The sequence below is a fragment of the Ruegeria sp. CH11 genome (assembly GCF_056537105.1).
Map to the genome: position 1 here is coordinate 53300 of NZ_JBQFQX010000006.1, position 18173 is coordinate 71472.

At 59.7% G+C, this 18173-nt stretch carries 17 protein-coding genes; 7 read left to right on the forward strand and 10 right to left on the reverse strand.

Annotated features, from left to right (window positions below; translation table 11 throughout):
- Positions 1 to 38: 38 nt before the first annotated feature.
- Positions 39 to 779, reverse strand: coding sequence for a YebC/PmpR family DNA-binding transcriptional regulator (locus ACR0LX_RS11365; protein WP_480783821.1), 741 nt, complete (start codon positions 777 to 779; stop codon positions 39 to 41).
- Positions 780 to 889: 110 nt separating this feature from the next.
- Here ACR0LX_RS11365 and ACR0LX_RS11370 point away from each other — a divergent pair, with 110 nt between their 5' ends.
- From ACR0LX_RS11370 to ACR0LX_RS11385, 4 genes are all read left to right on the forward strand, one after another.
- Entirely contained in the window at positions 890 to 2662 is a 1773-nt protein-coding gene (locus ACR0LX_RS11370; protein ID WP_480783822.1) for an SLC13 family permease, read from the forward strand.
- A gap of 16 nt (positions 2663 to 2678) precedes the next feature.
- Positions 2679 to 3413, forward strand: a complete 735-nt coding sequence (locus ACR0LX_RS11375; protein WP_480783823.1) for a glutamine amidotransferase — start codon at positions 2679 to 2681, stop codon at positions 3411 to 3413.
- Positions 3414 to 3484: 71 nt separating this feature from the next.
- Positions 3485 to 4342, forward strand: a complete 858-nt coding sequence (locus tag ACR0LX_RS11380; protein WP_480783824.1) for a bile acid:sodium symporter family protein — start codon at positions 3485 to 3487, stop codon at positions 4340 to 4342.
- 11 nt (positions 4343 to 4353) lie between these two features.
- The gene (locus ACR0LX_RS11385) at positions 4354 to 6015 is read left to right on the forward strand and encodes an FAD-binding dehydrogenase (protein ID WP_480783825.1); all 1662 of its coding nucleotides are present in this window, start codon (positions 4354 to 4356) and stop codon (positions 6013 to 6015) included.
- A 10-nt stretch (positions 6016 to 6025) separates the two neighbouring features.
- On the opposite strand, the gene ACR0LX_RS11390 is transcribed toward ACR0LX_RS11385, so the two are convergent.
- From ACR0LX_RS11390 to ACR0LX_RS11400, 3 genes are all read right to left on the reverse strand, one after another.
- A complete protein-coding gene (locus tag ACR0LX_RS11390) occupies positions 6026 to 6775 on the reverse strand; it encodes a YbaY family lipoprotein (protein WP_480783826.1) in 750 nt (249 codons plus the stop codon).
- A 96-nt stretch (positions 6776 to 6871) separates the two neighbouring features.
- A complete protein-coding gene (locus tag ACR0LX_RS11395; RefSeq protein WP_480783827.1) occupies positions 6872 to 8650 on the reverse strand; it encodes an SLC13 family permease in 1779 nt (592 codons plus the stop codon).
- Positions 8651 to 8741: 91 nt separating this feature from the next.
- On the reverse strand, positions 8742 to 9554 hold the full coding sequence (locus ACR0LX_RS11400) for a TIGR00282 family metallophosphoesterase (RefSeq protein WP_480783828.1): 813 nt from the start codon (positions 9552 to 9554) through the stop codon (positions 8742 to 8744).
- An 88-nt stretch (positions 9555 to 9642) separates the two neighbouring features.
- Here ACR0LX_RS11400 and ACR0LX_RS11405 point away from each other — a divergent pair, with 88 nt between their 5' ends.
- Positions 9643 to 9870, forward strand: a complete 228-nt coding sequence (locus tag ACR0LX_RS11405; RefSeq protein ID WP_480572810.1) for a putative hemolysin — start codon at positions 9643 to 9645, stop codon at positions 9868 to 9870.
- 6 nt (positions 9871 to 9876) lie between these two features.
- Here ACR0LX_RS11405 and ACR0LX_RS11410 read toward each other — a convergent pair whose 3' ends face one another.
- On the reverse strand, positions 9877 to 10434 hold the full coding sequence (locus ACR0LX_RS11410) for a 5-formyltetrahydrofolate cyclo-ligase (RefSeq protein WP_480783829.1): 558 nt from the start codon (positions 10432 to 10434) through the stop codon (positions 9877 to 9879).
- Entirely contained in the window at positions 10431 to 11825 is a 1395-nt protein-coding gene (mgtE, locus tag ACR0LX_RS11415; protein ID WP_480783830.1) for a magnesium transporter, read from the reverse strand. The genes ACR0LX_RS11410 and mgtE overlap by 4 nt, the downstream gene beginning before the upstream one ends.
- 139 nt (positions 11826 to 11964) lie before the next feature.
- On the opposite strand from mgtE, the gene guaD reads away from it, so the two are divergent.
- Positions 11965 to 13254 (forward strand): guanine deaminase, encoded by a 1290-nt coding sequence (gene guaD, locus ACR0LX_RS11420; RefSeq protein ID WP_480783831.1) that lies wholly within the window; start codon positions 11965 to 11967, stop codon positions 13252 to 13254.
- Here guaD and ACR0LX_RS11425 read toward each other — a convergent pair.
- From ACR0LX_RS11425 to ACR0LX_RS11435, 3 genes are all read right to left on the reverse strand, one after another.
- On the reverse strand, positions 13251 to 14585 hold the full coding sequence (locus ACR0LX_RS11425) for an 8-oxoguanine deaminase (protein ID WP_480783832.1): 1335 nt from the start codon (positions 14583 to 14585) through the stop codon (positions 13251 to 13253). The genes guaD and ACR0LX_RS11425 overlap by 4 nt on opposite strands.
- Before the next feature lie 116 nt (positions 14586 to 14701).
- Positions 14702 to 15493, reverse strand: coding sequence for a histidinol-phosphatase (gene hisN / locus ACR0LX_RS11430; protein ID WP_480783833.1), 792 nt, complete (start codon positions 15491 to 15493; stop codon positions 14702 to 14704).
- Between the two features lie 45 nt (positions 15494 to 15538).
- Complete coding sequence (locus ACR0LX_RS11435; RefSeq protein WP_480572798.1) at positions 15539 to 15910, reverse strand: helix-turn-helix domain-containing protein; 372 nt, start codon at positions 15908 to 15910, stop codon at positions 15539 to 15541.
- A 342-nt stretch (positions 15911 to 16252) separates the two neighbouring features.
- Between ACR0LX_RS11435 and ACR0LX_RS11440 the strand changes: the two genes are divergently transcribed.
- A complete protein-coding gene (locus ACR0LX_RS11440; protein WP_480783834.1) occupies positions 16253 to 17209 on the forward strand; it encodes an NADPH:quinone oxidoreductase family protein in 957 nt (318 codons plus the stop codon).
- Positions 17210 to 17212: 3 nt separating this feature from the next.
- Here the strand turns inward: ACR0LX_RS11440 and ACR0LX_RS11445 are convergent, their stop codons facing one another.
- The gene (locus ACR0LX_RS11445) at positions 17213 to 18094 is read right to left on the reverse strand and encodes a LysR family transcriptional regulator (protein ID WP_480572794.1); all 882 of its coding nucleotides are present in this window, start codon (positions 18092 to 18094) and stop codon (positions 17213 to 17215) included.
- Between the last annotated feature and the right edge of the window lie 79 nt (positions 18095 to 18173).

The window sequence follows — 18173 nt, forward strand, 5'->3', positions numbered from 1 at the left end:
GAAGCACCGGGGCTTTTGACAATTCGAACAAGCGCCGCTTAAAGCTGGGCCATAACCTCGTCGGTCGCCTCGAAATTGGTGGTGACGCGCTGGACGTCGTCGTCATCTTCAAGAGCGTCCACCAGCTTCATCAGCTTCTGCATGTCCTCAAGACCCAATTCGGTGGTGGTTGTGGGCTTCCAGATCAGCTTGGTCGATTCAGACTCGCCCAACGCACCTTCCAGAGCGTTCGAAACGTCGTTCAGATCGGTATCGGCGCACCAGATGATGTGGCCGTCTTCCGAGCTTTCGACGTCTTCCGCGCCAGCCTCGATGGCAGCTTCGAAAATCGTATCCGCGTCTCCGGCGTCAGAGGGGTAAACGACCTCGCCCTTGCGGTCGAACATAAACCCGACCGAGCCGGTTTCGCCCAGGTTGCCGCCATTCTTGGAAAAGGTTGAACGCACGGTCGAAGCGGTGCGGTTGCGATTGTCGGTCATCGTTTCGACGATCACGGCGACACCGCTCGGGCCATAACCCTCATACCGGATTTCTTCGTATTCATCGCCTTCACCCGCTACGGATTTCTTGATCGCGCGATCAATCACGTCCTTGGGGACCGAATTCGACTTTGCCTCTTTCACCGCCAGACGCAGGCGCGGGTTCTTGTCGGGATCGGGGTCACCCATCTTGGCGGCAACGGTGATCTCTTTGGAAAGTTTGGAAAACAGCTTGGACCGCGCGGCGTCCTGACGCCCCTTGCGGTGCTGGATGTTGGCCCATTTGGAATGGCCTGCCATAGTGCGTCCTCGTCATCGTGATTGCGTATTTGGCGCTCATATAGACGTTTGCGAGGGGCAGGATCAAGAGACCGGCTTGCCCGGGCGGTATCCGCAGCTATGGTGACCGTATGACGACAGATCAAATTATTCTTTTTGCCCTTTTCATCAGCGTATTCGGAATGCTGCTTTGGGGACGGTTCCGGTACGATCTGGTTGCCTTCGCGGCGCTGATGATCGGTGTCGTGTTGGGTGTGGTTCCGGTCGACAATGCGTTTTCGGGGTTCGGCCATCCGGCGACAATCATCGTGGCGCTGGTGCTGGTTGTCTCAGCCGGGCTGGTCCGATCGGGCGCGGTGTTCCTGATCACTCGCACTCTGGTTGACGCGTCGCGCGGACTGGGCGCGCATATCGCGTTGATGGGCGGTATCGGCGCGGTTCTGTCGGCCTTCATGAACAACGTCGCTGCGTTGGCCTTGCTAATGCCAGTTGACATTCAGACCGCGCGCAAGGCCGGGCGGTCTGTGGGCCTCAGCCTGATGCCGTTGAGTTTTGCCACCATTCTGGGTGGTATGGCGACGCTGATCGGCACGCCTCCGAATATCATCATCGCCTCGATCCGGGCTGAAACCATGGGCGAGCCGTTCCGCATGTTCGACTTCGCCCCGGTCGGCGGGATTGCCGCGATTGCGGGCCTTGCATTCGTCGCGTTGGTTGGATGGCGGCTGCTGCCGGACCGAGGGGTAGAGAAAGAAACATCGGAAGTTCTGGCAGATTACATCGCCGAACTGACGGTCCCGGCCGAGTCACCGCATATCGGCAAACGCGTGGCCGAACTTTATGACACAGCAGAAAAGTCAGATGTCGCGATCATCGGCCTGATCCGGGACGGCAAGCGCCGCTATGGGCGCGCGGCAAATGCCACGCTGTACGAAGGCGACGCGTTGGTTCTGGAAGCAAAGCCCGAAGCGCTGGACGAGTTCCGCGCAGCACTCAACCTGGATTTCTCGGATTCGCGTCGGCAAGAAGTGCTGACGGCCGAAGGCGAAGGGCTTGAGGTCATCGAGGTTGTCGCCACTGAAAGCGCGCGTATCACCGGTCGAACGGCACAGGCGTTGGGTCTGGCCTGGCGGCAAAGCACAGTTTTGATGGGAATTTCCCGACAGGGTCGCCGCATCACAAGCCAGGTCCGCAAGACCGAGGTGCAGCCGGGCGATATCCTTCTGCTGCTTTGCCCGCGCGATCGGGGAGCAGACGTCACGGAATGGCTGGGCTGCCTTCCACTTGCGGAACGCGGGCTGAGTGTGACTGCAAACGAAAAGGCCTGGCTGGCGATCGGGCTGTTCGCCGCCGCCGTTCTGGCCGCAAGCGTCGGGCTGATCTACTTGCCGGTGGCGCTGGGGCTTGTGGTTATCGCCTATGTTCTGACCAAGATCATGCCCATTGCCGATATCTACAACCACATCGAATGGCCGGTCGTGGTGTTGCTGGGCTCTATGATCCCTCTGGGCAGCGCACTGGAATCGTCAGGCGGAACCGAGTTGATCGCAAATGCGCTTATCCAGTTGACGAATGGGCTGCCAGCCTGGGCGATCCTGACGGTTCTGATGGTGGTGACGATGACGCTGTCGGATGTGTTGAACAACACAGCAACCGCGATTGTCGCGGCTCCGGTCGGTATTCAGATGGCGCGCACGCTCGAGGTTTCGCCCGACCCGTTCCTGATGACTGTGGCGGTTGCAGCGTCGGCCGCGTTCCTGACCCCGATCGGGCACAAGAACAACACGCTGGTTCTGGGGCCCGGCGGGTATCGGTTCGGTGACTATTGGCGCATGGGTCTGCCGCTTGAAATTCTGATCATCGCGGTTTCCATACCGGCAATTCTTGTCTTCTGGCCGCTTTGACAGGTAAGAGCCGCCCATGAAACGTTTTTTGATCCTGCAACTGCGCCCTGAAACCGATGCCTCCGACGCTGAATTCGCCTCGATCCTGAATCGCAGCGGTTTGTCGCCCGATCAGACCCACCGCATACGTCTGGATTGCGAGGATTTGCCCGCAGACCTGGATGTGTCTGACTATGCGGGGGTCATCGTTGGTGGTGGTCCGGGATGCGTCAGCGACGATCCGGAATCCAAATCGCCGCTGGATGCGCGGATTGAACGCGCGATCATGGGCTTGATGCCACAGATCACAGCGCTGGATCACCCGTTTATGGGCTGTTGCTACGGCCTCGGCATACTGGCCGCGCATTTGGGCGGCGAGGTCAGCAAAGCGCAATATGGTGAACCGGTCGGTCCCTCGGCCTGCCACTTGACCGAAGACGGGCTGCGGGACCCGTTAACAGCCGAGCTGACCCCACAATTCGACGCCTTTGTCGGCCATAAAGAGGCCGTTCAGTCCCTGCCCCCAGGCTGTGTGCATCTGGTCGCATCCGACCCCTGCCCCTTTCAGATGATCCGATGGGGACAGAACGTTTATGCCACACAGTTCCACCCCGAGGCTGATGCAAAAGACTTTGAACAGCGCATCAACATCTACAAAGACCACGGCTATTTCCCGCCCCAAGATGCGCAATCTCTGATCGATATCTGCCATTCCGCCGATGTCACACAACCCGGCGAAATCCTACGCCGATTTGTCGAACGGTACGACTGACCTAACGGCGCGGTTGCCTGACCCTTGACCACTCGCATAGGCTGACAGGAACGACTGGGGAGGAGTTGTTCTTGGATCTGCTTATCAATGTCGGCCTGCCGCTATCGCTGGCCATTATCATGTTGTCTTTGGGTATCGGGCTTGAGGTCGCGGATTTTCGACGCGTCCTGGGGCGTAAGTACCCGTTCGCAATAGGTGCGCTGAGCCAGGTGGTGATTTTGCCCCTCGCCGCCTTTGTCACAGTCAAACTGTTCGGCCTGCCGCCCGAAATTGCGGTCGGCTTCATGCTTCTTAGCTTTTGCCCCGGCGGTGTCACCAGCAACATCCTGTCGAAACTGGCCAAGGGTGATGTCGCCCTGTCCGTCAGCCTGACAGCGGTCATCAGCTTGCTGTCGATCATAACGGTCCCTGTCCTTGCGGCGTGGTCCGTCGTCCACTTTATGGGGGACGCGGCACCCGAGGTTTCGATTAGCAGTCTTGCGGTGGCAATGTTCCTGATCACCACCCTGCCGGTGACCATCGGGGTGGCAATTCGCGGCTTTGCAACCGGGTTTGCAAACCGGATTGAAGGGCCCTTGTCCAAGCTTGCCACCGTTCTTTTTGTTCTGATCGTCATCGCCGCACTGGCCGGAAACTGGCAGATTTTCGTCGAGAACCTAGGCATCATGGGCGCGGGCCTGATCACGCTGAACATCGGTCTGCTGCTCATTGGTCTGGGGCTGGCGCGCGCCGCGAAGCTTTCTTGGACCGAAAGCAAGACGATCTCGATCGAAACCGGCATTCAGAACGCAACGATGGGTATTACGCTGGCTGCGTTGATTACCGGAACGGAAAGCGGATTCAGCCCGCTTGCCCTGCCCTCGGCCGTTTACGGGATCATGATGTATGTTGTCGCGGTTCCGTTCCTCATCTGGTTCCGCAGCCGCTGAAAGGACAGCCCATGACCAACAACACGGCGGACGCGATTGTTGTGGGTGGCGGCCTTGCCGGGCTGGCGGCAGCGGCAGAGCTGGGAGATCGCGGCAAGAAGGTGATCCTTCTGGATCAAGAGCCCGGGCATTTTCTGGGTGGTCAGGCGTTCTGGAGCCTGGGCGGGTTGTTCATGATCGACACGCCGGAACAACGTCGGATGGGCATTCGCGACAGCCGCGAGCTGGCCCTGCGTGACTGGATGGGCAGCGCGCAATTCGACCGGGACGATGACCTCTGGCCGCGCAAATGGGCCGAGGCGTATGTCGAGTTTGCAGCCGGTGAGATGCGGCCTTGGCTGCATCAGATGGGCCTGCGCTGGTTCCCTGTGGTCGGATGGGCGGAACGTGGGGGATCTTATGCGGATGGTCACGGAAATTCGGTTCCACGCTTTCACATTACATGGGGCACCGGACCGGGTGTACTGGAACATTTCATTCGCCGCGTGAAAGAACATGAAGAGGCCGGGCTGATCCAGCTGAAGTTCCGCCATCAAGTCAGCCACATCATCATGCAAAACGGCAGCGCCAAGGGCGTGTCCGGCGAAGTACTGGCAGAGGATGACGGCCAGCGAGGCGGCAAAACCAACCGCGATGAGGTGGGCGAGTTTGAGGTCTACGCGCCCTCAATCATCGTCACATCGGGTGGAATTGGCGGAAATTTCGAGATGGTGCGCAAGAGCTGGCCACGCGATCGCCTGGGTGAGCCGCCGCAAGACATGGTGGCGGGTGTTCCGTTCCACGTCGATGGGCGGATGATTCCGATCAGCGAAAAGGCCGGGGGTCATGTCATCAACGGCGACCGTATGTGGCATTACACCGAAGGCGTGCGCAACTGGGATCCGATCTGGCCCGCGCATGGTATCCGCATCCTTCCCGGTCCAAGTTCGATGTGGTTTGACGCCCGTGGCAATCGCTTGCAACCGCCGTGCCTGCCGGGGTTCGACACGCTGGGCACGCTGCGGGCGATCCTGAAAACCGGCTATGAATACAGTTGGTTTGTCCTGACGCAGAAGGTGATCAAAAAGGAATTCGCCCTGTCCGGGTCGGAACAAAACCCGGATTTCACCTCGGGCAGCTGGAAGGAAGTGATCCGCCAGCGGATACTCTCGGGCGCGAAAGCCACCGCCCCGGTCGAGGCATTCAAGGAGAAGGGCGAGGATTTCATCGTCGCCAATACTCTGACCGAGTTGGTGAACGGCATGAACCATCTGGGTGGCGGTCTGATCGACGAAGCGCATCTGCGCGCGCAGATCGAGGCGCGGGATTCTCAGGTCGACAATCCGTTTTCAAAGGACGCGCAGATGATGGCGATCCTTGCCGCGCGCAACTATCGCGGTGACAAGCTGATCCGGACGGCCAAACCACACCGATTCCTTGATCCGGCAAACGGACCGCTGATCGCGGTCAAGCTACATGTTCTGACCCGCAAAACTCTGGGCGGATTGCAGACAAATCTGGACAGCCAGATGATTGGGGAGGACGGTCAAGTGGTCCCCGGCCTGTTTGCAGCCGGGGAAGTCGCAGGCTTTGGCGGTGGTGGCTACCACGGATACAACGCACTTGAGGGTACATTCCTGGGCGGTTGCATCTTCTCGGGCCGAAACGCAGGCAGGTCGCGGGCTGTCGCGTGATGGCCAGTGCTTATGGGGTACGGATGAACTTGAGAACGGGTTCGCCTGCCCCGTCCAGAAACACCAGACTGTCGCCTGCAACTGCGTAGGTTGTCACTTGCTGCAAGGCGTCAAAAAACTGCCGTTCAACCTCTTCCTGAGCCGGTGGGCAGGCCATCAGAGTCGCCGCCATGTTGTCAGGAAAATCAATCGCGTTGCCGGAAATCTCGGCCTGCCCTGTAAAGCGGTTGCAGCCACCAGTGCCACCAAACGCCCCGCCCTCGGTAAATTCGATCTGCGGCTGCCGCTCGGCATTCAGGACCTCGCCGTTGATGCCAACGGCTGTCCACTTGCTGTTTTCAAGCATGACTGACCCCTGATCACTGGCCCCGCCGGCTTGCACCAGCACAAGATCGGCCGCGGTTCCGGCCCCGTTTGTCAGAACCGGATAGGTCTGATCCGTGGTCATCAACATCTTGTCGCCATGCGCAATCGTCGCCCGGACACTGTATCGCGCGCCCTCTTGTATCAACGCGTCATCATAGGTCAGCGAGAACGGGGCTGGCACACCCGTCAGAGCATAGCGTTGCGACGCCAGCGTGATCGCGGGGGCGTCTGCACGGGATACATCCTGAAGCTCGACATACAAGGTTGTCTCGGGCAGCACCGCGATGCGTTCGCGATACGTGGCCGTGCCTTCGATCGTTCCGGCGGCGACCGTGGTGCCAATCACCGTTGCAATAACGGCTGCATACATCACAGTCTGTTTTGTCTTGGCCATGGGTTAATCCCCTTTTGCAAATTCATGAATCAAAGATTGTGAGTTACTATGAGTTTACAAGAATGACGCTGCGAAACCAGCGGTTCTGCGCCGATTTCAGAGCGGCCAGATCAGCGGAATAAGCAACGACGCCAGCAGACCAACGGTCAGGTTCAGTGGTACGCCGACTTTCAGGAAATCGGTGAAACGATACCCGCCGGGGCCATAGACCATCATGTTCGTCTGGTACCCGATGGGTGTGGCGAAGGACGCCGACGCGGCCACCATCACCGCCACGACCAGCGGTCGCGGGTCGATCCCGACCGCCCCGGCGAGCCCGATCGCGATGGGCGTTACGACAACGGCCACGGCGTTGTTTGACACCAGCTCGGTCAGGACCGAGGTTAGCAGGTAGACAGCCCAGATGATCAGGAAGGGCGGCAGAGCGCTCAGGCCCGGGGCAACGGCCTCGACGATCAGAGAAACCGCGCCGGATTCGCCCAGCGCCGCGCCGATGGCCAGCATCGCGAATATCAGCGCCAGCAGGCGGCCTTCGACAAAGGAAAACGCCTCGTCCGCATCAATGCACCGGGACATCAGTACAACCGCAACAGCCATCACGGACAAAAGCAGGATCGGCGCGATACCCAGCGCCGCCAGGGCCACGATCCCAACCAATGCGCCGATTGCGATCGGGGCATGGCTGCGCCGAAACGCCCGGGCCGAGGGTTGAGAGACATCGACCATATCCATATCGGCGGCAAGCCTTTGAATGTCTCCCGGCGCGCCCTCCAGCAATAACGTATCGCCCACGCGAACCACCAGATCGTCCAGTTGCCGTCCGATATTCTGGTTCCGACGATGCACCGCCAACACGTAGACACCATAACGCCGACGCAGGCGCATCGCGCCCAGCGTGCGACCAACCATGCGGCACCCCGGCGTGATCAGAACCTCAACCGTCTTGGTCTCGACCGCCGAGACCTGATCGACCCGTTTCAGTTCCTTGTTGGTTTGCAGGCTCAGCAACTCGGTCATTTCGGTTCGCAGAACGACGCGGTCCCCTACGTTTAGCGTCACGCCCTTGAGGTTGCGGCGCAGCGATTCATCGCCGCGAACGACGTCGATCAAGCGAACCCCTTGGCGTTTGAACAACTGCACGCCCGTCACCTCACGCCCGATCAGGTTGCTGTCGGGGGGAATGACGGCCTCGGTGAAAAACTTCATCTTTGACCGGTCGCTGAGCATGGTTGCCATGCTGTCCCGCTCCGGCAACAGATGCGGGGCAATGAAACGCAGGTAGACCATGCCGTAGATCACCAAAGCGATACCCAGGGGCGTAACCTCGAAAATCGTGAATGCGGCCATGCCTTCGGCACGGGCCACACCATCGACCAGCAGGTTCGTCGAAGTGCCGATCAGCGTCAGGGTTCCGCCCAATATCGCCGCATAGCTCAGCGGGATCAGCAGCTTCGATGCCGGTACGTTCAATGTACGCGCGATCTGAACAAAAACGGGGATCATGACGACGACGACGGGCGTGTTCGACACCACCGCCGATGCCACGATAACGAATCCCATCAACAGACCAATGGCGATACGCGGGTTCACCTGCGCCTGTTTCTGCGCGACTGAGGTAAAGGCGTCCAACGCCCCTGTCCGGACCAGAGCCCCCATGATGATGAACATGGCCGCGATGGTCCAGGGCGCCGGGTTCGACAGCACCGCCAGCGCACTTTGATAAGGCAAAATACCCGTCATCAGCATCAGTGCGACGCCACCGATGGCGACCACCTCGGTCGGGTAGACCTCGCGCAGGAACATCACGAACATGCCCGCAACGATCACCAGCGCCAGTATCGCGCTGCCCGTTTCTGTCAGGTGAAGGAATTGCATTCTTGGTATTCTGTCCGAACCCTGGCCTGGCACATATGCCCTGTTCCCAGTGTCCCCCATTGCGAGCAACAGGGCAAGCCCGACATGGGCGTCAGGGTTCGGCTTGCTGCAAACGGCCGCCCACACGCACCATTTTTACGCTTTTGGCATGACCGTCGCGGTCATCGGTTTCAACAAATACGCCGCTCAGCGTCGCTTCGCCAGTGGCCGGCGTGAACCGCGCCTTGGGCATGCCTGTTATGAAACGGCGCATGGGTTCCTGCTTGTCCATTCCAATGACCGAGTCGTAGTCTCCGCACATTCCCGCATCAGTCAGATAGGCCGTGCCACCGGGTAAAATCTGGGCATCCGCGGTTGGCACATGAGTATGGGTCCCCACCACCAGACTGGCGCGCTTGTCGCAATAGTGCCCCATCGCCATCTTCTCGGAGGTCGCCTCGCAATGCATGTCGACGATGATCGCCTGCGCCTGGCCCCCGCGCGGGTGCGATTTCAGGATCGGTTCGATGGCCGAGAACGGGTCGTCAAACGGGCGTTTCATGAACACCTGCCCGAGCACCTGAACCACCAGCACCTTGCGACCGCCCGGCGCGGTGAACAGGCGATGCCCCCGGCCTGGGGCACCTTTGGCAAAGTTGACAGGCCGCACGATACGCGGCTCGGATTCGATGAATTGCAGCATGTCCTTCTGATCAAAGGCATGATCACCCAGCGTCAGACAATCGGCCCCTGCATCCAGCAGCAGCTTTGCATGATCCCCTGACAGCCCCATTCCGTTCGAGGCGTTTTCGCCGTTGATCACGACGAAATCCAGCCGCCACTCATCGCGCAGGCGCGGCAGATGCTGCTGCACGGCGGCGCGACCGGCGCGCCCCATGACGTCTCCTAGAAACAATATCCTCATCCGACCCGTCCTAAGTGTGGTATCCCACAAGCACAAGTGCTTTAACCGTGGCCATAAACGACCAAATTCTTTCGATCGGAGGGCTTACATGCACCGTTTTCTTTTTCCTGTTGCCATTCTTGCACCGCTTGCCGCTTGCGACCCGGTGCCCGAGCAATCGACCGAGTTGGCAAACCCTGCCGCTACCTTTTGCATCGAAAGCGGCGCAAAGTATGAAATTCGCGATGGCGAGAACGGTCAGACCGGTGTTTGCATTCTGCCCGACGGTCGCGAAGTGGATGCCTGGGAGTATTTCCGAGAAAAGAACCCGGCCTGACCAAGTTCAGAACGTCAGCACCCGGCTTTCGGTAACCACCATATTCAGCGGCTGGTCGGTCGGCTCCAGCGGCAGGTCGCTGGCTTCCTGTGCGTCAAAGGCAAAGCCGATGGCCAAGGTTGGGCGTTTGGCGCGCAGCCCCTCCAGCGTCCGGTCATAAAACCCGCCGCCATAGCCCAGCCGCCCGCCCTGCGTGTCAAATGCGACCAGAGGCACAATCAGAATCTCTGGGTCGAAATAGTCGTCGACTTCGGGCACCATTGCGCCGAAAGGGCCATCCTTCAATGCACCCTCGGGCGTCCAGAGGGAAAACTTCAGCGCCTGCCCAGCAGCCTGAATGACGGGTACGCCAACCGGACCATAGGCCGTTGCTTCGGCCATGGCGGCCAGCGGGTCAATCTCGGTTCGGATCGGCATGTAACCGGACAGAGGGACGCCGCGGTGCCCCGCCAGAACTTCGGACAAGCGACCTGCCGCGCCGGGCAAGCGGGCGTCAAACGCCGCTTTGCGACGGGCAAAGGCCGCCTTGCGCGCGGCAGCTTTGATTTCAGTCAGATCGGTCACAACAGCACCACGCTTGCAAGGCCAAGGAATATGAAGAACCCCATGACATCCGTGGTTGTCGTTACGAAGGTTCCGGACGCCAGCGCCGGATCCGCACCCAGACGGTCCAGCACCACCGGTACTACCGTACCCACGAACCCGGCGATGATCATGTTCACGACCAAAGCGGTCCCGATCACGACACCCAGCATCGGAGAGTCGAACCACAACATTCCGACAGTTCCCAGAACAATCGCAAAACACAGACCGTTGAGCAGCCCAACCAGCAACTCGCGTCGGATCACGCGCGCGACGTTTGCTGCGGTCAGGTCGCGGGTCGCCAGTGCGCGCACGGCAACCGTCAGCGATTGGGTTCCGGCATTGCCGCCCATCGACGCGACAATGGGCATCAGAATTGCCAGCGCAACCAGTTGATCGATCGCTGCCTCGAACTGTGAAATCACCAGCGAGGCGCAGATGGCTGTACAAAGATTGACCGCAAGCCATGGCAGTCGTCGCTTGCTGGTCGCGGAAACACTGTCCGAGATCGAGCTTTCTTCGCCTACACCGGCAAGGCGCAAGATGTCTTCTTCGTGTTCCTCGTCCAGAACGACCATGGCGTCATCAATGGTGATTACACCCACCAGACGCCCATCCTCGTCCACCACGGGCGCAGAAATCAGGTGGTATTGGTTGAACGCATAGGCCACGTCCTCTTCATCCTGATCGACCGGGATGGTGTGGAACTCTTCGTCGGCAATGTCCGTCAGTTGCCGCTCGCGCCGCGTGGCCATCAGCTTGCCCAACGCGACTTGCGCCATGGGCTTAAGCCGGGGGTCGACCAGCACCACGTGATAGAACTGTTCCGGCAGATCATCGTTGGCGCGCATGAAGTCGATCGCCTGCCCCACCGTCCAATGCTCGGGCGCCATGACAACCTCGCGCTGCATGAGGCGACCGGCCGAGTTCTCGGGATAGGACAGCGCCTGCTCGGCTGCATGACGCTCGGAATCCTCCAGCGCGTCCAGAATTGTTTCCTGCTGTGGCTCTTCCAGATCCTCGAGCAGATCGACAACATCGTCGCTTTCCATCTCGCGGACGGCTTCGGCCAGAACGTCGGGGCGCAGGACGTTGATGACCTCTTCGCGGACAGCTTCATCCAGCTCCGACAGAATATCCCCGTCGAATTCCTTGTCGAACAGCCGGATCAGTCGCGTCCGGTCATAAGGGTTGATCTGCTCCAGAAGGTCAGCAATATCCGCCGGGTGCAGCGGATCCATCAACTCGATCAGCTTGTCGCGATCTTCTACGTCAACCGCATACAGGATCGCCGCGACGGTTCGGCGGTCCAGCGCATAGGCGTCTTCATCGCCGTGCTGCTCCGGCTTGGCCTCGTCAATGCCTGTGGTCATGCGCTGCCCCCTATCCTGTCGATTGGCGTACAAATAGAAGAAGCAGCTACCGGAAAACAATGACAATGCGCCAATTTACCCGCAAGTTTCGCCTCACTATGCTGTGGCGCGGCAACAATTTGGGTGGAGTAAGCACGACATGGCGCAACAGTCGCTTTTGAAAGGGCGCGTTCTGAGCTTTGAGGGCTCACCCTTCGAAACGGAACCGACCGAGGCTGCAAAAACACACGAAGCGGTGGTGGTTCAGGACGGGCGCGTTGCAGCGCTGGGGTCTGCTGCAGAGTTGTCGCAGACATATCCGGACGCGCTGGTCAAAGATTATGGGCAGCACCTGATCATGGCCGGGTTCGTTGATCCGCATGTGCATTATCCGCAGACCGCGATGATCGCCAGTTGGGGCAAACGCCTGATCGACTGGTTGAACAGTTATACATTCCCCGAAGAGATGAAGTTCAGCGACCCGGCCTATGCTGCCGAAATCGCCAACCGCTATCTTGACCTGACAGCGTCGCATGGCACGACGACAATGTGCAGTTTTTGCACGATCCACCCCGAAAGTGTGGAGGCCTTTTTCTCCGCCGCGCAAGCGCGGGGTCAGCGCGTTGTCGCGGGCAAGACCTGCATGGACCGCAACGCGCCTGACGGCCTGCAAGACACCGCCCAGACAGCCTATGATCAGTCCCAGGCCCTGTTGGAAAAATGGCACGGGATTGACCGGCTGTCCTATGCCATCACGCCCCGGTTTTCACCCACCTCAACCCCCGAACAGCTTGAGGCGATGGGCGCTTTGTGGGCCGAATACCCGCATTGTCTGATGCAGACGCATCTGAGTGAGCAGACCGACGAGATTGAGTGGGTCCGGTCCCTGTTCCCGAATGCGCGCGATTATCTGGACACCTACGAGCAGTTTGGTCTGCTCGGGAAAAACGGGCTTTACGGTCACGCGATCCATCTGGATGCGCGCGAACGCGACAGGCTGCGCGAGGTTGACGCGGCCCTGATCCACTGCCCCACCTCTAATACCTTCATCGGCTCAGGCCTGTTCGATATGGAAGGCCTGATGCGCAGCGGTCACCGGGTCGGGCTGGCCACGGATACAGGCGGCGGGTCCAGTTTCTCGATGCTGCGCACGATGGCAGCGGCCTATGAGATCGGCCAGCTGCGCGGCACGCCGTTGCATCCGGCACAGCTGCTGTGGCTGGGCACGGTTGGATCTGCACGCTCGCTGCAAATGGCGGACAGTATCGGCAACGTCGCGCCAGGGATGGAGGCCGATTTGGTTGTGCTAGATCTGGCCTCGACACCCGATATCGCCCAACGCGAAGCCACGGCCGACGACCTTTGGGAAGCGGTGTTCCCGACCATCATGATGGGCGACGATCGGGCCGTGGCTGATGTCTGGATCGGCGGGAACCGCGTTGACCGCTAGCCCCGCAGGGCCTGAGCCAAACGGTTCTGACGAGAGATCATGTGCGGCAGATCAATCGTCGTGATTTGACCGTCGCGCACGATCTGACGCCCTTCAACAAACAGGTGTTTGACGCGGGTCGGCCCTGCCAACAACAGGGCCGCCGGGTCCCAACTGCCTGCGCTTTCGATCCCTTGCGTATCCCAGATGGCGATATCAGCCCGCTTGCCGGGCATCAGCCGTCCGCAATCGGGTCGGTTCAGGACATCGGCACCGCCACGCGTCGCAATCTCCAACGCCTCGCGCGAGGACATAGCATCAGCGCCGCGCGCGACACGCTGCAGCAGCATTGCTTGCCGCGCCTCATGTATCAGGTTTCCGCTGTCGTTGCTGGCCGAACCGTCGACACCGAGGCCGACATTCACGCCCTGATCGCGCATGTCGCGTACAGGGGCGATACCGGACCCGAGACGACAATTTGAACAGGGGCAATGGGCCACGCCGGTCCCGGTCTTGGCAAACAAGTCGATCTCAACCCCATTCAGTTTCACGCAATGAGCGTGCCAGACGTCCTCTCCGGTCCAGCCCAGATCCTCGGCATATTGGCCGGGGCGGCACCCGAACTGGGCCTGCGAATACGCAATGTCTTCATCATTCTCGGCCAGATGGGTATGCAGCATCACGCCTTTGTCACGCGCCAGAAGGGCGGCATCCCGCATCAGGTCCTGACTGACCGAAAATGGCGAGCACGGCGCAAGCCCGACGCGACACATAGACCCCTCGGACGGATCGTGGAACGCATCGACGACCCGGATCATATCGTCGAGGATCGCGCGTTCGGCCTCGACCAGACTGTCGGGCGGCAGACCGCCTGCGCTTTCGCCTATGCTCATGGCACCGCGCGTCGGATGGAACCGCAGACCAACCTCTGCCGCTGCGGCGATCGTATCGTCCAGCCGCGACCCGTTGGGATAGAGGTAGAGGTGATCGGAACTGAGCGTACAGCCCGACAGGGCCAGTTCGGCCAAACCGATCTGGGCCGAGACAAACATCTCTTCCGGACCGAACCGTGACCAGATCGGATAGAGGGTCTTGAGCCAGCCAAACAGCAAAGCGTCCTGACCGCCGGGCACGGCGCGGGTCAGGGTCTGGTACAGGTGATGGTGGGTGTTCACCAAACCCGGCGTAACGACGCACCCGCTTGCGTCGTGGATTTCACCGGTAGTTTCAAGACCGTGGCCCACCTGCACGATCTGGCCATCCCGGATCAGCAGATCGGCCTGAGCCAACTCCTGCCGGGTATCATCCATAGTCAGAATACTATCGGCGTTTCGGATCAGAATTTCGGGCATTTTTGCACTCCTGCATTCGCCCGTCTCATGCAATGGAAGTGCGCAGCTGGTGGAAAACGGGCTCAAGAACCAGCCAAGTCCATTTTAGCCGGGTATCGGAGTGGCGGCAACAGGGTTCAATAGTGGCGCAAAATCTCAAGCGCTGCGGCGTGCAATTCGGCGTTGGCCGCAGCCAAGGCGCGCCCGCCGCGATGCGCGGGATTGCCCTGCCAGTCGGTCACAATACCACCTGCAGCTTGGATCAAGGCAATGGGGGCCTGAATATCGTAAGATTGCAAACCGGCCTCGATCACCAGATCGACCTGCCCGGCCGCCAAAAGCGCATAGGCATAACAATCCATGCCAAAACGCGTCAGCTTTGCGTTTCGGGAAACGGCTTGGAATGCCTCAGCTTCGGCCTTGGTGCCAACCTCGGGAAAGGTGGTGAAGACAATCGCATCCTCGATTGATTTGGTTTTGCGTGTTGCAAGCTGCGTCGTGCCAGCCGGTCCTTCGGAAACGGCAATACCATCGACCCCGGTAAACCTTTCGCCGATAAATGGCTGATCAATCACACCCAGAAACGGCCCCGCAGCTGTTCCAAGTGCGATCAGAACACCCCAAGTCGGGGTGCCGCTGATAAAGCCACGCGTTCCGTCAATTGGATCCAGAACCCAGGTTCGCCCGCTTGAGCCGGCGCTTTCGCCAAATTCTTCGCCTAGAATCCCGTCGTTGGGCCGATGACGCGCCAAAACGGCGCGCATGGCCTTTTCGCCTTCGCGATCGGCGATGGTCACCGGATCAAACCCGCCCTCAAGCTTGTTGTCGGCTTCCAGATTTGGCTGTCGAAAAAAAGGCAGAATGGCCGCCCGCGCCGCGTCGGCCATTTCTTCGGCAATTTCTAGGTCGCTGGAAGGGGAGTGTTGCATGGCCTACCCGTGCAATCACCGCCCCGCATTGTCAAGCCGGTTCGATTATGCAACTTCGCTTAATACACGGGCCAGTTCGAACAGGCGGCGGCGCTGGTTTTCCGGGATGGCATAGTAAGAGCGGACCAAGTCCAGCGCCTCTTTATCACCCATCAGATCAGCAGGTACCGACGATTTGTCCGCTTCGTCCTTCTGGGCCTCCTCCAGACCCTCGAAGAAAAAGCTGACAGGAACTTCCAAAGCCTCGGCAATGTCCCAAAGGCGCGACGCGCTGATCCGGTTGGCCCCTGTTTCGTATTTCTGGATCTGTTGAAACTTGATGCCAACCTGCTGCGCCAGTTGCTGTTGGGTCATGCCAATCAGCCAGCGGCGATGCCGGACGCGTTTGCCCACATGGACATCGACGTGATGGGTCATTGGTAGTCTCCTCTTTAACTCAAACAACCGTTCAGGAACTCGCTACGAATGCTGCCCCGCCAACGTAGCGGGTCGCTGCTTAAGGACTTCCTAACGCGGAACATGCCCCCCGAACGGCACCTGTGACCAATATTGACGCATTCCTGTATTTTTTCAAGCAGGGTTGAATTCCGGATTACGAATAGTTGTTTACGGTTGTACAAAGCGCGCCTGACACAGGTTTGTTTCTAATTTGGCAACACTTCGGCGCCTGGTCAGTTGGGCGCCAGACCGTGCGTACCTTTCGATTTGACATTCCCGCCCACAGACAGGCCTATGCAGTCACAGAACCGGAGAGCCTACATGCTTGCATACCGCGTAATTTCCAAAGGCAGCGCTGCAGAGCTTTGCAACACAGGGCTTCCCAGGCCAGATTCCGGTCAGATTCGCGTGCAGATCAAAGCCTGCGGCTTGAATTTCGCCGACCTTCTCATGCAGAAGGGAACCTATCAGGACACGCCTGAAGCCCCCTTTACCCTGGGTATGGAGGTCGCAGGCATTGTTGACGAAATCGGAAACAATGTCACAGACCTCAGCCCCGGCGACAGAGTCGCCGTTTATTGCGGCCAAGGTGGTTTGGCCGAATATGGCATCTTTGATGCCGAGCGAGCGATTCCTTTACCCGACACCATGCCCTACGAGGATGCGGCGGCGATTCAGATCGCCTATGGCACCAGCCACATTGCGCTGGCACATCGTGCGCATCTGCAACCCGGTGAGACGCTGTTGGTCACCGGCGCCGCAGGCGGTGTCGGCCTGACGGCCGTCGAGATTGGCAAGCTGATGGGCGCAACCGTTGTCGCGCAGGCGCGCGGGTCAGATAAGTTGGCCGTCGCCCAACAGGCAGGGGCCGATCATCTGATCGATGCCGACGAAGACCTGCGCGAGGAGGTTCTGGCGCTCGGCGGCGCTGATGTGGTCTATGACGCGATTGGCGGCGATGTCTTCAAGGCCGCTTTCCGCGCCACCAATCCCGAAGGTCGTCTGTTACCGATTGGATTCGCTGGGGGAGAGGTCCCCCAGATCCCTGCCAATCATCTACTGGTCAAGAACCTGACCGTGATCGGCGTCTACATCGGCGGCTATCTGCGGTTCCGGCCCGAGGTCGTAAAGGACAGCTTTTCAACCTTGTTTCGCTGGCACGGCGAAGGCCGGATCAAACCGCATATCAGCCACGTCCTGCCTCTGACCGATGTGGCAGAGGGGATGCAATTGCTGAAAGAGCGTAGATCCACCGGAAAGATCGTGATTACGCCGTGACCATCACCCCGCCACAGCCCTGAGCGGTGTGCCTCCCAGCATCAGGAAGTTCTGGCGGACCAGCGCCGCAAGCGCGTCCACAACCGGGTTTCGGCTGCTATCACCGCCGTAAAGGTTGATCCGGTGCGCCGGAAGCTCGGGCAATGCACCGCCCGAGTCGATCTGTTCAAGGTGCGCAGCCTCGGTGCCGTCGAGCATGGCGTGAACCGCCAGATCGGCGCTGACAGTGGCCTCGATCGTGCGGTCGTTTTCGGTTTCGACAGACAATTCCCAGGACACGCCCGCCGTATCCAGCGCGGCTATGACCTGTGGGCGGAACATGCAACGACGTCCAAGCGCCAGAGGGATCGGGCGCTTGCGCCACGCCGATCCACCCGGCGCGCCGATCCACCGCAACGGCAGTTCGGCAATGGTTTCAGACCCGTCGGAAGCTGATGCTTCGGTTGTCAGGATCAGATCGCATTCGCCGCGCTGAAACATCTCTTTCAACTGCACGGTATAGGAAGACACCAACTGCACGCGGACGCGGGGGAAATCCGCGTTGAACCTCTGCAAGACGCGGGGGATCGCCGGATAGACAATATCATGCGGCACGCCCAGCACCACCTCACCCTCGAACGCCTGATCTGTGAGTTTCGAGATCACCTCGTCATTCAAAGCAATCATACGTCGGGCATAGGCCAGCAATTGCTCGCCCGACGCCGTCAGGGCGATGGTCCGTCCGCTGCGATCCAGCAAGTCCAGGTCCAGCAGCTCCTCAAGACGCTTAAGCTGCATCGAGACGGCGGATTGCGTCAGGTGCAGAAACCCTGCCGCGCGGGTGACCCCGCCGTGGTCGGCCACGGCGACAAAGGATCTGAGTGTGGTGATGTCCAAATTTCTCAACTTCACGATTCCTTATGAGTGCCATCAAAAACATTCGTTTTAATAATGTGCCATGCTCCGCCATATAGATCAACAGAAT

Coding starts and splice junctions, on each gene's coding strand:
- ACR0LX_RS11365 (WP_480783821.1), bottom strand. CDS start 779: ATGGCAGGCCATTCCAAATGGGCCAACATCCAGCACCGCAAGGGGCGT.
- ACR0LX_RS11370 (WP_480783822.1), top strand. CDS start 890: ATGACGACAGATCAAATTATTCTTTTTGCCCTTTTCATCAGCGTATTC.
- ACR0LX_RS11375 (WP_480783823.1), top strand. CDS start 2,679: ATGAAACGTTTTTTGATCCTGCAACTGCGCCCTGAAACCGATGCCTCC.
- ACR0LX_RS11385 (WP_480783825.1), top strand. CDS start 4,354: ATGACCAACAACACGGCGGACGCGATTGTTGTGGGTGGCGGCCTTGCC.
- ACR0LX_RS11390 (WP_480783826.1), bottom strand. CDS start 6,775: ATGGCCAAGACAAAACAGACTGTGATGTATGCAGCCGTTATTGCAACG.
- ACR0LX_RS11395 (WP_480783827.1), bottom strand. CDS start 8,650: ATGCAATTCCTTCACCTGACAGAAACGGGCAGCGCGATACTGGCGCTG.
- ACR0LX_RS11400 (WP_480783828.1), bottom strand. CDS start 9,554: ATGAGGATATTGTTTCTAGGAGACGTCATGGGGCGCGCCGGTCGCGCC.
- ACR0LX_RS11405 (WP_480572810.1), top strand. CDS start 9,643: ATGCACCGTTTTCTTTTTCCTGTTGCCATTCTTGCACCGCTTGCCGCT.
- mgtE (WP_480783830.1), bottom strand. CDS start 11,825: ATGACCACAGGCATTGACGAGGCCAAGCCGGAGCAGCACGGCGATGAA.
- guaD (WP_480783831.1), top strand. CDS start 11,965: ATGGCGCAACAGTCGCTTTTGAAAGGGCGCGTTCTGAGCTTTGAGGGC.
- ACR0LX_RS11425 (WP_480783832.1), bottom strand. CDS start 14,585: ATGCCCGAAATTCTGATCCGAAACGCCGATAGTATTCTGACTATGGAT.
- hisN (WP_480783833.1), bottom strand. CDS start 15,493: ATGCAACACTCCCCTTCCAGCGACCTAGAAATTGCCGAAGAAATGGCC.
- ACR0LX_RS11435 (WP_480572798.1), bottom strand. CDS start 15,910: ATGACCCATCACGTCGATGTCCATGTGGGCAAACGCGTCCGGCATCGC.
- ACR0LX_RS11440 (WP_480783834.1), top strand. CDS start 16,253: ATGCTTGCATACCGCGTAATTTCCAAAGGCAGCGCTGCAGAGCTTTGC.